General features: G+C 74.9%; 13 protein-coding genes and 1 pseudogene. 7 read left to right on the top strand and 7 right to left on the bottom strand.

Annotated features, from left to right (window positions below; translation table 11 throughout):
• Window positions 1–24: 24 nt before the first annotated feature.
• Window positions 25–228: a hypothetical protein gene (locus IG94_RS0120170; protein ID WP_031038567.1), complete on the top strand. Its 204-nt coding sequence runs from the start codon at window positions 25–27 to the stop codon at window positions 226–228.
• 54 nt (window positions 229–282) lie between these two features.
• Here the strand turns inward: IG94_RS0120170 and IG94_RS0120165 are convergent, their stop codons facing one another.
• Window positions 283–990, bottom strand: a complete 708-nt coding sequence (locus IG94_RS0120165) for an SDR family NAD(P)-dependent oxidoreductase (RefSeq protein ID WP_031038565.1) — start codon at window positions 988–990, stop codon at window positions 283–285.
• Window positions 991–1,092: 102 nt separating this feature from the next.
• On the opposite strand from IG94_RS0120165, the gene IG94_RS0120160 reads away from it, so the two are divergent.
• Window positions 1,093–1,932: a helix-turn-helix transcriptional regulator gene (locus IG94_RS0120160; RefSeq protein ID WP_031038562.1), complete on the top strand. Its 840-nt coding sequence runs from the start codon at window positions 1,093–1,095 to the stop codon at window positions 1,930–1,932.
• Between the two features lie 18 nt (window positions 1,933–1,950).
• On the opposite strand, the gene IG94_RS0120155 is transcribed toward IG94_RS0120160, so the two are convergent.
• Window positions 1,951–2,898, bottom strand: coding sequence for a TerC family protein (locus tag IG94_RS0120155; protein WP_031038560.1), 948 nt, complete (start codon window positions 2,896–2,898; stop codon window positions 1,951–1,953).
• A 153-nt stretch (window positions 2,899–3,051) separates the two neighbouring features.
• Between IG94_RS0120155 and IG94_RS0120150 the strand changes: the two genes are divergently transcribed.
• Window positions 3,052–4,353, top strand: coding sequence for a polysaccharide pyruvyl transferase family protein (locus IG94_RS0120150; protein ID WP_052410771.1), 1,302 nt, complete (start codon window positions 3,052–3,054; stop codon window positions 4,351–4,353).
• An 86-nt stretch (window positions 4,354–4,439) separates the two neighbouring features.
• Window positions 4,440–5,876 carry an FAD-dependent oxidoreductase gene (locus tag IG94_RS0120145; RefSeq protein WP_031038556.1) on the top strand — a complete coding sequence of 479 codons (1,437 nt, stop codon included), beginning with the start codon at window positions 4,440–4,442 and terminating at the stop codon, window positions 5,874–5,876.
• A gap of 112 nt (window positions 5,877–5,988) precedes the next feature.
• Here IG94_RS0120145 and IG94_RS0120140 read toward each other — a convergent pair whose 3' ends face one another.
• The 3 genes from IG94_RS0120140 to IG94_RS0120130 all read right to left on the bottom strand — a co-directional run bounded on the left by IG94_RS0120140 (window position 5,989) and on the right by IG94_RS0120130 (window position 8,823).
• Window positions 5,989–6,333, bottom strand: coding sequence for a DUF6343 family protein (locus IG94_RS0120140; RefSeq protein ID WP_031038553.1), 345 nt, complete (start codon window positions 6,331–6,333; stop codon window positions 5,989–5,991).
• 23 nt (window positions 6,334–6,356) lie between these two features.
• Window positions 6,357–6,791 (bottom strand): PPC domain-containing DNA-binding protein, encoded by a 435-nt coding sequence (locus IG94_RS0120135; protein ID WP_031038551.1) that lies wholly within the window; start codon window positions 6,789–6,791, stop codon window positions 6,357–6,359.
• A gap of 61 nt (window positions 6,792–6,852) precedes the next feature.
• Window positions 6,853–8,823, bottom strand: a complete 1,971-nt coding sequence (locus IG94_RS0120130; protein ID WP_031038550.1) for an ATP-binding protein — start codon at window positions 8,821–8,823, stop codon at window positions 6,853–6,855.
• Window positions 8,824–8,980: 157 nt separating this feature from the next.
• Between IG94_RS0120130 and IG94_RS0120125 the strand changes: the two genes are divergently transcribed.
• Window positions 8,981–9,874 (top strand): alpha/beta fold hydrolase, encoded by an 894-nt coding sequence (locus IG94_RS0120125; protein ID WP_031038548.1) that lies wholly within the window; start codon window positions 8,981–8,983, stop codon window positions 9,872–9,874.
• Here the strand turns inward: IG94_RS0120125 and IG94_RS0120120 are convergent.
• Together IG94_RS0120120 and IG94_RS0120115 are read right to left on the bottom strand one after the other, a co-directional pair.
• Window positions 9,804–10,970, bottom strand: a complete 1,167-nt coding sequence (locus IG94_RS0120120; protein WP_063763397.1) for a hypothetical protein — start codon at window positions 10,968–10,970, stop codon at window positions 9,804–9,806. The genes IG94_RS0120125 and IG94_RS0120120 overlap by 71 nt on opposite strands.
• A gap of 101 nt (window positions 10,971–11,071) precedes the next feature.
• Entirely contained in the window at window positions 11,072–11,500 is a 429-nt protein-coding gene (locus tag IG94_RS0120115; RefSeq protein WP_031038540.1) for a VOC family protein, read from the bottom strand.
• An 81-nt stretch (window positions 11,501–11,581) separates the two neighbouring features.
• Between IG94_RS0120115 and IG94_RS44360 the strand changes: the two are divergent.
• Together IG94_RS44360 and IG94_RS0120110 are read left to right on the top strand one after the other, a co-directional pair.
• Window positions 11,582–11,725: pseudogene (locus IG94_RS44360) on the top strand (hypothetical protein); the annotation flags it as partial.
• Window positions 11,702–12,046, top strand: coding sequence for a hypothetical protein (locus IG94_RS0120110; RefSeq protein WP_263439801.1), 345 nt, complete (start codon window positions 11,702–11,704; stop codon window positions 12,044–12,046). The pseudogene IG94_RS44360 and the gene IG94_RS0120110, both read left to right, overlap by 24 nt.
• The last annotated feature ends 16 nt before the right edge of the window (window positions 12,047–12,062 follow it).

Here is a 12,062-nt window from a genome sequence, read left to right as displayed (position 1 = left end):
ACCACTCACGCCCGAGGAGTCGCCATGCCCAGCACGACCGGTGTCGTCTGCCCGCACTGCGGGTGGCCCGACGGTGCCGAGCCCTTCCAGGTGCTCTCCGCACATCCCACGGGCGCGGGCGGCACCCTGTGGACCCGGTGTGCCTGCGGCTCGCTCCAGGCCCGGGTGGTCGACGGCAACGGCACCCGCGTCGTCACGCGCGGCCGGCCGTCCCCGGTGGAGTGCTGACCGGCCTACCGCAGACCCCTGGGTGCCGGAGGCCCCGGGGTGCCGGGGTGCCGGCTACCAGGGCAGCGGACCCGACGCGTCGAAGAAGCCTCCGGTCGGTCCGTCCGCGTCCAGCAGGGCCATCCGGACGATGGCCTCGGCGCCCTCGGCCACGCTCTGCGTACCGGTGTTGCCGTTCAGGTCGGTCGCGGTGAAGCCCGGCTCCACGGCGTTGACCCGCATCCCGGGGAGTGCCTTCGCGTACTGCACGGTCAGCGCGTTGACCGCGGTCTTGGAGGCCGGGTAGGCGAGCCCGGGATAGCCGTACCCGGGGCTCTCGGGAGAGGTGAGCCCGGTCAGCGAGGCCAGGCCGCTGCTGACGTTGACCACGACCGGCGCGGCGGAGCGGCGCAGCAGCGGCAGGAAGGCGTGGGTCACCCGCACCAGGCCGAAGACGTTGGTCTCGAAGACGGTGCGCAGCAGGTCGGCGGTCGTGCCGTCGGCGCCGGTCACGGAGTTGTCCGCGCCGCGCTGCTCGATGCCGGCGTTGTTGACCAGCACGTCGAGGCCGCCCTCGGCGGCGACCGTCTCCACCGCGGCGGCCACGGAGGCGTCGTCGGTGGTGTCGAGGACGAGGGCCCGCGCGCCCAGTTCCGCGGCGGCCCGGCGGCCTCGCTCGGCGTCGCGGGCGGCGGCCCAGACGGTGTGGCCCGCGGCGACGAGGCGGCGGGCCGTCTCGAAGCCGAGGCCCTTGTTGGCTCCGGTGATCAGTGTGTTCGTCATGGCTCCAGGCTGCGTCGGTGCGGTGCCGGCAGCCAGGCGTCCCGTCTTCCTGGGACCACGGGTACCAGGAAGACGGGAGGCAGGCCGGTGTTCACTGGAACCATGACGACGACGGAATTCGGGCGGGCGCTGCGGCTGCGCAGGGACCGGGTCTCCCCCGAGGCGGCCGGGCTGCCGGCGGGCGGGCACCGGCGGGCCGCCGGGCTGCGGCGCGAGGAGCTGGCATTGCTGGCCGGCGTCTCCGTCGACTACGTCACCCGCCTCGAACAGGGCCGGGCGGCCCACCCGTCGGCGCAGGTGGTGGAGGCGCTGGTCAGGGCGCTGCGGCTGGACCCCGAGGAGCGGGCGCACCTGTTCCGGCTGGCCGGCCTGGTGCCACCGGGCCCCGACACGGTGCCGGCGTACATCCCGCCGAGCGTCCACCGGCTCCTCGACCGGCTGGCCGGCACTCCGGCGGCCGTGTACGACGCGGCCTGGACGCTGCTGCTCGCCAACCCGCCGTACGCGGCGCTGATGGGCGACCCGTCGCACTGGCGCGGTCCGGAGCGCAACAGCGTGTGGCGCAACTTCGTGGGACCGGGCAGCCGGGCCCGGTTCACGGCCGCGGAACGCCGGGCGTTCGAGGCGGCGCTGGTATCGGACCTCCGGGCGACCACCGGCCGCTACCCCGCCGACCGCCGGCTGGGGCAGCTGGTCGAGGAGCTGCGTGCCCGCAGCGACCGCTTCGACGAGCTGTGGCGGGCGGACGCGGTCGGCCGGCACGAGGCGGCCCGCAAGACCATCGACCACCCCCGGGTGGGCCCCCTCGTCCTGGACTGCGACGTGCTCGGCGTGGCCGGCCACGACCTTCGGATCATGGTCTACACGGCAGAACCGGGCACCCGGGACGCCGAGCGGCTCGCCCTGCTCACGGTCCTGGGCACCCAGGAGATGGCGACCTAGGGAGCCTCGGGCGGGGTGTCACGCGCGCTCCCGCCGCGACGCCCACAGGCTCGTCGCCGTGGTGATCGCGAGGACCAGCACGATGAAGCCGAGCGAGAACGGGATGCCGATCTCGGGCACGTGCACACCGGACTCGTGCAGGGCGTGCAGCACGAGCTTGACGCCGATGAAGCCGAGGATCACGGACAGGCCGTAGGAGAGGTGGACCAGCCTCTTCAGCAGTCCGCCGATGAGGAAGTACAGCTGCCGCAGCCCCATCAGGGCGAACGCGTTGGCCGTGAACACGATGTACGGGTCCTGGGTCAGACCGTAGATGGCGGGGATCGAGTCCAGGGCGAAGAGAATGTCGGTGAAGCCGATGGCGAGCATCACGACCAGCATCGGGGTCATGACCCGTCTGCCGTTCTCCTCCACCCACAGCCTGGTGCCGTGGTACCGGTCGGCGACGCCGAAACGCCGCTCGACCGACTTCAGCAGCCTGTTCTCCTCGTACTCCTCGTCGTGACCGCCTCCGCGGGCGTCCTGGATCAGCTTCCAGGCGGTCCAGATGAGGAAGGCGCCGAAGAGGTAGAACACCCAGGAGAAGGCGGAGATGATCGCCGCGCCGGCCGCGATGAAGGCGGCGCGCAGCACCAGGGCCACCAGGACACCGACCATCAGCACCCGCTGCTGGTACTGCGAGGGCACCGCGAACTTCGCCATGATCAGCACGAAGACGAAGAGGTTGTCCACGCTGAGCGACTTCTCCGTGACGTAGCCGGCGAAGAACTCCCCGGCCGGACCGCCGCCCCCGGCCACGAACAGTCCCACACCGAACAGGCAGGCCAGGACCACCCATACGGCGGTCCAGACCCCGGCCTCCCGGATCGACACGTCGTGCGGCTTGCGGCCGACGAAGAAGTCGGCGGCGACCAGGACGCACAGGCCCGCGACGGTCAGCAGCCAGGCGCTGAGGGAGACGTTCACCGGGGCTCCTCGTACGGGCGGGAGACAGGGGGCGCGCAAGGGTTCTTGGTCAGGGTGTTTCCGCGATCCGGCGCAGGCAACCCGGCACCCTGCGCGGCCCGCGCGCCGAAAGGGGCGCGCCCCGGTCTCGCTACGACGTGACGGGAGCCCCGGATGACCACTCGGCCCTCGCATCCGCACTCCGCCCGCCCGGGCCCGCGCATCGGCGTGCTGGGTTCCTACGGCGGCTTCAACACCGGTGACGAGGCGATCCTGACCTGCGTCCTGAGCTGTCTGCGGGCCCACCGGCCGGACGCCCACCTCGTCGTCCTGAGCCGGGACGCGGAGCACACCCGCGCCCATCACCGCGACGCCGACGAGGTGGTCGCCTGGGAGGGGGTCCCCCGCAACCACGTGCTGGACGCGCTGCCCGGCCTGGATCTGCTGGTGCTGGGCGGCGGCGGCATCCTCTACGACGGCGAGGCGCGGCGCTATCTGCGGCTGGTGCGGGCCGCCCAGCTGCGGAAGGTGCCCACGTTCGCCTACGCGGTGGGCGCCGGGCCGCTGACGGACGCCGAGGACCGGGAAGCGGTGCGCACGGTGCTGGCGGAGATGGACGACGTCGTGGTGCGGGACGAGGAGTCCCGGCTGGTGCTGGAGGAGGTCGGCCTGGAGCGCGAGGTCGTGGTCACCTCGGACCCGGCGCTGCTGCTGGCCCCCGAGCCGTTCACCGCGGCCATGATGCGCGACGAGGGCATTCCGTCCGGTGCGCGGCTGGTCGGGATGTCGGTGCGCGAGCCGGGGCGGGCCGCCGAGAAGCTCGACGAGGGCGACTACCACGCGCTGCTCGCCGACGTGGCGGACTTCCTGGTGCGCAGGCTCGACGCGCACGTGGTGTTCCTGCCGATGGAACGGCACGACGTACGGCACGCGCACGCCGTGCTGTCGCACATGACGGCGCCGCACAAGGGCCGGATCCTGCACGGCGACTACAGCCCGGGGCAGGTCCTCGGCTTCATGCGCCACCTGGACGTGGCCGTCGGCATGCGGCTGCACTTCGTGATCTTCGCGGCGCTCACCGGCGTACCGGTGCTGCCGCTGCCGTACTCCGGCAAGGTCTTCGACTTCGCGCGCCGGCTGGGCGCCCCGGCGCTGGTGGGGGTGGCGCGGGAGCAGGCGGGGCTGCTGCTGGCGGAGGTGGACCGGCTGTGGGACGAGTATCCGCAGCGCCGGGACGATCTGCGCGAGCGGGTCCGGGAACTGTCCGCGACCGCCCTGGGCACCTGCGTGCGCTGCGGCTCGCTGCTGGACGCGATCGGCGGCGGCGACCGGCCGGGCGCGGCGGACGCGCGAGCGGGAGAGGAAGCGACGGGAGAGGAAGCGACGGGAGGAGAAACGGCGGAAGGAGGAGCGTCGGAAGGGGGACCGGCTGGAGGAGGAGCGCACGTGACCGGGCCTCGGCCGCTGACCGCCTGACCGCCTGACCGGGGGGCCGAACGTCGGTTCGGCGCCCCCCGGCGCCGGAACCCGTGACCGCCGAATGCCCGACCCGGAGGAGAGCGATGCCGGTCCTGGAAGAGCCCCGCGAGCCCCGTATGGTCACGCTGCCCCCGCGGTCCGCCCGGCACGGCGGCCGGTGCGACGTCCTGGTGGTGGGCGGCGGGCCCGCCGGGTTCGCCGCCGCGGTCGGCGCGGCGGACGCCGGGGCCGACGTCGTGCTGGTCGAGCGGTACGGGTTCCTCGGCGGCAACGCGACCGTGGCGCTGGTGATGCCGCTGATGTCGTTCCACAACGAGCACCGGCAGGCCGCGTTCACCGAGGCCGGCGACACCTCCCGGCTGCTGCCCACCGACCACGGCGAGGGCGAACCGGTGGTCGCGGGCGTGCTGTGGCAGCTGCTCGACCGGCTCATGGGGCGCGGCGGCTGCCTGCCGCCGTCTCCGAAGACCGGGTACACGGTCCCCTTCGACCCGGAGCTGTTCAAGCTCTCGCTGCTGGAGATGATGGACGAGTCCGGGGTGCGGATGCTGTTCCACTCCTTCGCCTCCGGCGCACTGCCGCTGGACGACGGCTCGGGCTGGCGGGTGGTGTTCGAGACGAAGTCGGGACCGGTGGTGATCGACGCCGGGGTGGTGGTGGACGGCACGGGCGACGGCGACGTGGCGACCGCCTGCGGGGCACCGTACGAGATCGGCAGGCCCGAGGACGGGCTGGTGCAGCCCATGACGCTGATGTTCCGCGTGGCGGACTTCGCGCGGCCCGACTTCGCGGACTACGTGCGGGAGCATCCCGACCAGTGGCGCGGTGTGCACGGCCTGTGGGACCTGATCGAGGAGGCCAGGGCGGAGGGCGAGCTGCGGTTGCCGCGCGAGGACATCCTCTTCTTCGCGACGCCGCACCCGCGGGAGATCGCCGTCAACAGCACGCGGGTCAACCGCGTCCTCGGCAGCAACGTCTGGGACCTCACCCGCGCCGAGTACACGGCCCGGCGGCAGCTGGCGCAGATCGACCGCTTCCTGCGCACGCGGGTGCCCGGCTTCGAGGAGTCGTACGTGGTGCAGAGCGGCACCCACATCGGCGTGCGGGAGAGCCGCCGGGTGCTCGGCGACTACCGGCTCACCGGCCACGACATCCTGGCGGCGCGCACCTTCCCGGACGTGGTCGCGCACGGCGCCTACCCGGTCGACATCCACAATCCGCGCGGCTCGGGCACCGTCCTCAAGAGGGTTCCGCAGGGGAGTTTCTACGACATCCCGCTGCGCTGCCTGGTGCCGCGGGACACCGAGCGGCTGCTGGTCGCGGGGCGCTGCATCTCCGGGACGCACGTGGCGCACTCGTCGTACCGGGTGATGCCCATCGCCATGGCGACCGGCCACGCGGCCGGGGTGTGCGCGGCCCTGACCGTCCGGCACGGGCGCGGTCCCCGCGGTCTGCCCTACCGGCTGGTCCAGCGGGAACTGCTGCGGCAGGGGGCCAGGCTGCGGACGAGCGCGGACTAGCGGGCCGGGCCGCGGAGGGGCGGGGACCAGCAGGCCGGGCCGCGGAGGGGCGCAGACTAGCGGGCCGGGCTGCGGAGGGCGCGGATTGCGCACCGACGACCAGTACGGGACCTCAGTGCGGAACCGGGGTGCCGCGTTCGCGGCGCAGCCGTCCGGCCACGACCACGAGGTCCGCGACGGCCAGCAGGGCGAACGCCGCGCACACGGCGGCGACGGCCACCAGCGTGCCGCGGCCGGGACTGTCGCCGGGGCCGGTGCCGGCCGCCCACACGCCGCAGTACGCGGCCCCGGCCAGGAACAGCGGCAGGAAGACGGCCGAGAGCACCAGCCTGAGCCGCAGCGGGCTCTGGGCGGTGGCCGGCTCGGTTCCGGTACGTGGAAAGCGGCGGCCGATCAGACCGGACCGTGCGCGCGGATCCGGGTCCTCGGCCCATCGGGGGCGGCGTCGTTCGCTCATGCCGTTCCTCCCTTGCGGCCCGCTCATCCCGGGTCGATCAGGGCGAGGCCGATGTCGGGACGGTGCGTCTTGGCGAGTTCGGCGGGGCTGTCCCGCACGACCACCTCCAGCGTCGGCCAGACCCGGCCGGACAGCAGGTGGCCGCCGCGGGTCGACCCGTCGGACAGGCCGAGTACGGCGTGCAGGTGCGGGGTGGGACCGTCGTCGGCGACGGCGACGTCCCCGATGAGCGACAGCACCTCGCACTGCTGCTCCACCGGGATGGGCCGGTAGTCCTTGGCCTGCCGGTCGAACCAGCCGACGACCGCCTGCGAGAAGGCGCCCACGGCCGTCACCTGGGACGCGCCGAGGGACCTGTCACGGGCGAAGGCGGTGAGTTCGGCGACCGGGTCCTCGCCGGGGTCGAGCACCACCACGTAGACCGCCGACGGACCGTCCTGCACCTGCTGCCACTTCATGCGCCCGCGGGTACCCGTCGCGGGTCGGCGCAACCTCGGCCCCGGCGCCCCCGGGCGTCGCTCACCGGCCGAGGGCCCGGCGGATCGTGGCGAGCCAGGCGTCGACGGGGCCGAAGGTGAGCAGCCCGCTGCCGGCGCCCGCGAGCTCGCCCGACGCGGGCAGCAGCCGTTCGTACGCCCGCTCCAGGGCCTCTCGGTCGCCCAGGTCGAGGGCGAGCGCGGCCTCGGCGCAGCACAGCGCCTCGTACAGCAGGTCGGGCGGCGGCTGGGCGAGGGCGCCGAGTGCCGTCCGGGCCGCGGCGGTGCGGCCGTCGGCGAGCAGGGCGAACGGCTCGGCCCAGGGCCGGTACGGACCCCAGTCGGCGCGCGCGTCCACGGCGGCCGGACGGCCGCGGGCCAGCCGCAGCCCGAGCAGGGCCAACGGCAGGAGTCCGCGTTCCAGGCCCGGCATCCCGGCGCCGTCGAGCCGCGCGGCGGCGCGGCGGTAGGCGGCCTCGGCGCTGTCGTACGGGCTGCCGGTGGCGGCCGTCCGCAGCGCCAGGTACCAGCCGGTGAAGACGGTCACCAGGGGCCGTTCGTGGCGTGCGGCGAGGTCGTCCGCGGCGGCGGCGTGCGTGTCGGCGGTGGTGAAGTCGCCGAGGGCCGAGCGGGCCTGGAGGCGGATCAGCCGGCCCAGTACCGCGTGGTTGACGAGCCCGTGCCGGGTGCCGAGCGCGACGAGTTCGGCGCCGACCGCGTCGCGTCGCGGGGCGAGGCCGGCGGCGGTGCAGGACTGCATGAAGACGCCGTTGAGGGCGAAGGCGAGCAGCGCGGGGTCGTCCAGGCGGCGGGCGATGTGTTCGGCCTCGCGCGCCGCACGCGGCCCGCGCGGGGAGCGGACGCCGCGGGACTCCAGGGCGACGGTCGCGAGCAGGCGGCAGCGGGACGCCTCGGTGGCCGGGGTGTCCGGCAGGGCGGCGAGGGTGCGTTCGGCCGCCGCGACGATCCGGCGGGCCGTCTCCGGCTCGTCGCTGCGGGTCCAGTTGGCGGGGACGTCGTAGGCGCCGATCACCCGGGCCGTCAGTTCGGGGTCGCCCGTCTCCTCCACCGCCGCGACCGCTGCCGTGCGGTGCTCCCGGGCCGCCTCCAGACCGCCGCCGCCGGTGACGGCGAGGGAGCGCAGCAGACCGACGGTCGATTCGAGGCGGGCGTGGGCACCGGCGGCGACCGTACGGTCGTACGCCTCGGTCGCCCGGGCCCACAGCCGCGCGGCCGCCTCCGCCGGCTCGTGGGGCGGGTCCAGTTCCGGGTCCTGGGCGAGGATGCCGGCCTCCAGGCGGCGCAGCCGGGGGCCCGGGTCGATGCCGAGGCGTCCGGCCAGCAGGGTGCGCGCCCGGCGCAGCACGTCGAGGGCGTCCGCCTGGCGTCCGGTCCGGTACAGCGCGAGGGCGAGCAGCCGCCAGGCCTCCTCGCGCCAGGGGTGCTCGGCGAGGTGCGCGTCCAGGTCGGGTACGGCCTCGGCGGCACGGCCCAGGCCGACGAGCAGCTCCGCCCGGCGTTCGACGGCGCCCAGCCGCAGTTCGGTGAGCCGGGAGCGTTCGCCGCGGGCCCAGTCCGCCTCGCCGAACCCCGCGTAGGCGGGCCCGCGCCACTCCCCCAGCGCCGCCCGGATCCGGTCCGGGGCCCGGGACGCGGGTCCCCGGCCGGCCTCGGTGACGGCCGTCTCGAAGCGCCACGCGTCCACGGCGTCCGGCGCGGCGCGCAGGGCGTAGCCCGGGCCCTCGGTGACCAGCAGTCCGGCGGGGGCGCGCGGCGGGCGCTCGGGTTCCAGGGCTCGGCGCAGGTCTCCGACGAACGTGCGCACGGCTCCCACGGCCCGCGGTGGCGGCGCGTCCCACAGGTCCTCGACCAGCCGGGCGAGCGGGACGACCCGCCGCCGGGCCACGACCAGCCGGGCCAGTACGGCGCGGTGCCGGGGGCCTTTCAGGGCGAGAGGGGCACCGCCGCGCTCGGCCGTGACCGGTCCGAGGACACCGAACGTGACCGGTTCCATGTTGCGTCCGCTCTCCGATCAGCCACCGCCACTCCCGCACCACGGTACGCGTGCTGATCGGTTGCTGATCCGGGCGCGCGAGGCTCGTGGTGTGTCCCGGCACGCCGGGCAGCGACCGTCGCACCACGAGAACCTTTCGGAAAGGCACGACCCAGTCATGGAACCGACCCCGACCATCCCTGGCTTCACGTACGACCGCGTCCAGGTCGCCGACGGCATCGGCCTGCACGTGGCCGTCGGCGGCTCGGGCAGCCCCCTCGTGCTGCTGCACGGCTTCCCGCAGACCCATCTGATGTGGCGGCACGTCGCCGCCGACCTGGCGGCCGACCACACGGTCATCTGCCCCGACCTGCGCGGTTACGGCGCCAGCGACAAGCCCGCCGACCCGGACGGCACCGCCTACGCCAAGCGGGCCATGGCCGCCGACGTCGTGGCCCTCGCCCGGGCGCTCAGGCACGACCGGTTCGCGCTGGCCGGGCACGACCGGGGCGCCCTCGTCGCGGTGCGGGCGGGGCTCGACCACCCGGACGCGGTGACGCACCTGGCCGCGCTGGACGTGCTGCCGACCCTGGACATGTGGGACGTGCTGCACGGCACGACGGCGGCGGTGGGCTTCCACCTGTACCTGATGGCGCAGCCGCCGGGTCTGCCGGAGCAGCTGATCGGCGCCGCGCCGGACGCGTTCTTCGGCCACTTCCTCGATCTGTGGGCCCGGGACCCCGGCGCCCTGCCGGCCGACGTCCGCGCCGCCTATCTCCGGGCCTCCCGCGAGGCGGTGCCCTCGATCGTGGCCGACTACCGGGCCTCGGCGGGCGTCGACGTGGCCCACGACCTGGCCGACCGGGAGCGGGGCAATCGGCTGCGGATGCCGGTGACCGTGCTCCAGCAGGACTGGGGCGCGGCGCTCGGCTACGACGCCGCCGCGCTGTGGCGGGCCTGGGCCCCCGACCTGCGGCACGACACCGTCGACTGCGGGCACTTCATGGCGGAGGAGGCGCCGGACGAGGTCGCGGGGGCGCTGCGGAAGCTGCTGGCCCGCCAGGCCCGCTAGGAGGGCGCGCCGGCGCGCACGTGCCCAGGCCGGGAAAGGTCCGGCGGGCCGCGGCGAAGAGGGCCGGGTAGCCGGTGCCGTGGGCGACTGCGGCGGCGAAGAGGGCACCGAGCGCGGCACGCAGCGGGTCGGGGTCGGCCGCGGCACGGAGTGCGGGCAGGGCCAGGGCCTGTCGCAGGGGGAGGTCCGGAGGCCCGCCGGACGCGTCCGGCGGTGTGCAGGCGATGCGGTCGTCGTGGAAGAAGCGGTCCCAGGGCCGCCGGGGATCGTCGAACGGCGCCGGCAGGGGATCTCCCCGGTCGAGCGCGGCCAGCGCGGGCGCGATCCAGCCGAGGTCCTCGAGTCCCGTCTCGCTGAAGGCGCGGCGGGCCGCCCAGCGCGCCAGGCTCCGCTGCGCCGCCGGGCACAGGGCGTCGACGGCGTCGAGCAGGTCCCGGTCCAGCGGCACGAGTCCCCGCGCGTCGTCGCCGACGGCCCGGACCCGCCGGCTGGGCAGCCGGCCGCCCCAGGACCTGGCCTCGGCCCACTCCCGCTCGCCTCCCGCGCGGGGAGCGGGCCGGGTCAGGGCCCGCGCGTGGCGGTGCCGGCTCTCGGCGCTGCGCGAGGTCTGGCGGACGACCCGGTCCGCGGCGGGCGGGGCAGGCCAGAACTGCAGCAGGTACTGCCCGACCGGGCGGCCGGAACCGGCGGCGCGGGCGGGACCGTCGGCGGCCGGGTCCATGCCGCGCCCGCAGTACCGCACCCGGTGGTCGGCGGCCGGCAGGTCCACCTCGCACAGCGTGCCGTGGCAGCAGCGCAGCACGGCCGCGGAGGCGGCGGCCGGCCGGAAGGACGCCTCCACGACGTCCTCCCAGCCGTCGTCGAGCGGCGGGGCGGCCCGGTGCACCTCGACGGTCAGGGCGACGCGGCCGCGGCGCAGGCCCGTGCCCAGGAAGAGGCAGCCCGGAACGGCCGCGCCGCACAGGCCGTTGCTCTGCCCGGCACAGGCCTCCGACGACTCCGGTGGCCGCGGATCGTACGCCCCTCGGCGGCTGTCCACGTGGAACCCGCCGTGGACGACCGGCAGTTCGCCCCTGTACACCGTCCGCACGTCCATCCCCCCTCACATCCCGCTCCTGTGGCCACCAGTATGCGGAAGGGGTCTGACAACGGGGCAGCGGTGCGCGGAGACCGGGGCGGACGCCGGTCGGCGGACCCTCAGCGGGCCCCGGGCACGTCCTCCGTGACGCCGTTCAACGGCGAGGACGGATCGCTGCCGTAGGGGCGGGTGAAGGCCTCCATGCCGTGCCCCGACGGGTCGATGAAGTAGACGCCCCGGCCGCCGTCGTTGCGGTTGATCCGGCGCGGGTGTTGGCCGTGCGGATGGGCGTGGATGGGGATCCCGCCCTCGACGAGGCGAGCGAGCACGGCGTCGAACTCGTCCTCCGAGACGAGGAACGCGTAGTGCTGCATGGGGAAGTCGATGTCGACGGTGGCGAAATCGAGGGTGACGCTGTTGGCGGTGGTCACGGGCAGGAACATCCCGGCCGGTTCGCCGACCTCCAGGCCCAGGATTCCGGCGAGGAATCGGGCGGACTCCTCCCGGTCGTGGGAGAGGACGATGGTGTGGTTGAACTCGACTGACACGGGTCAATGCCTCCACGGGCATCTCCGCGGCGCCTCCATGCCTCACCCGGACGGTGACCGACACGCGATGCCGCGCGAAGGATGCTACGCCGTGCACCACCCCGGAGCCCACCCCGAGCCGTCCCCGACTCGCCCCTGAGCCGCCCCTGCTACGTCAGCGCGCTGGCCCGGCTGATCGGCATGGGCCGTCCACTGCTGCACATGCACCTGCAGCGGCTGGAGGCCGCGGGGCTGGTCGTCGGCACGCTGGAGGCCGGGGAGGACGGCAATGGAGTGGGGGGCCTGGTGGGCGCCGTGGGCGCGGCCGGGTTCTTCGGTCTGCTGATCGTGATCGTCTGGCAGGTCGCCGCCACCTGGCGGGCCCGGATGCTGGCGGCGCGCGAGGAGCAGTACAAGGAGCTCGCCACGCGATACGCGCGGCTCCTGGAGGACACCGTGGAGTTGCAGCGCCGCACTGCGGAGGAACAGCGCCAGACCCTGGACGAGCTGACGCGGACCCGGCTCTCCGTCGGCTCCATGGAGAAGATGATGCGCGAGATCGAGTAGGCACCGCCGGTGACAG

Source organism: Streptomyces olivaceus, assembly GCF_000721235.1.
GTDB lineage: Bacteria > Actinomycetota > Actinomycetes > Streptomycetales > Streptomycetaceae > Streptomyces > Streptomyces olivaceus.
The sequence above is the reverse complement of the archived record's forward strand: the minus strand, read 5'-3'. Positions and strand labels throughout refer to the sequence as shown.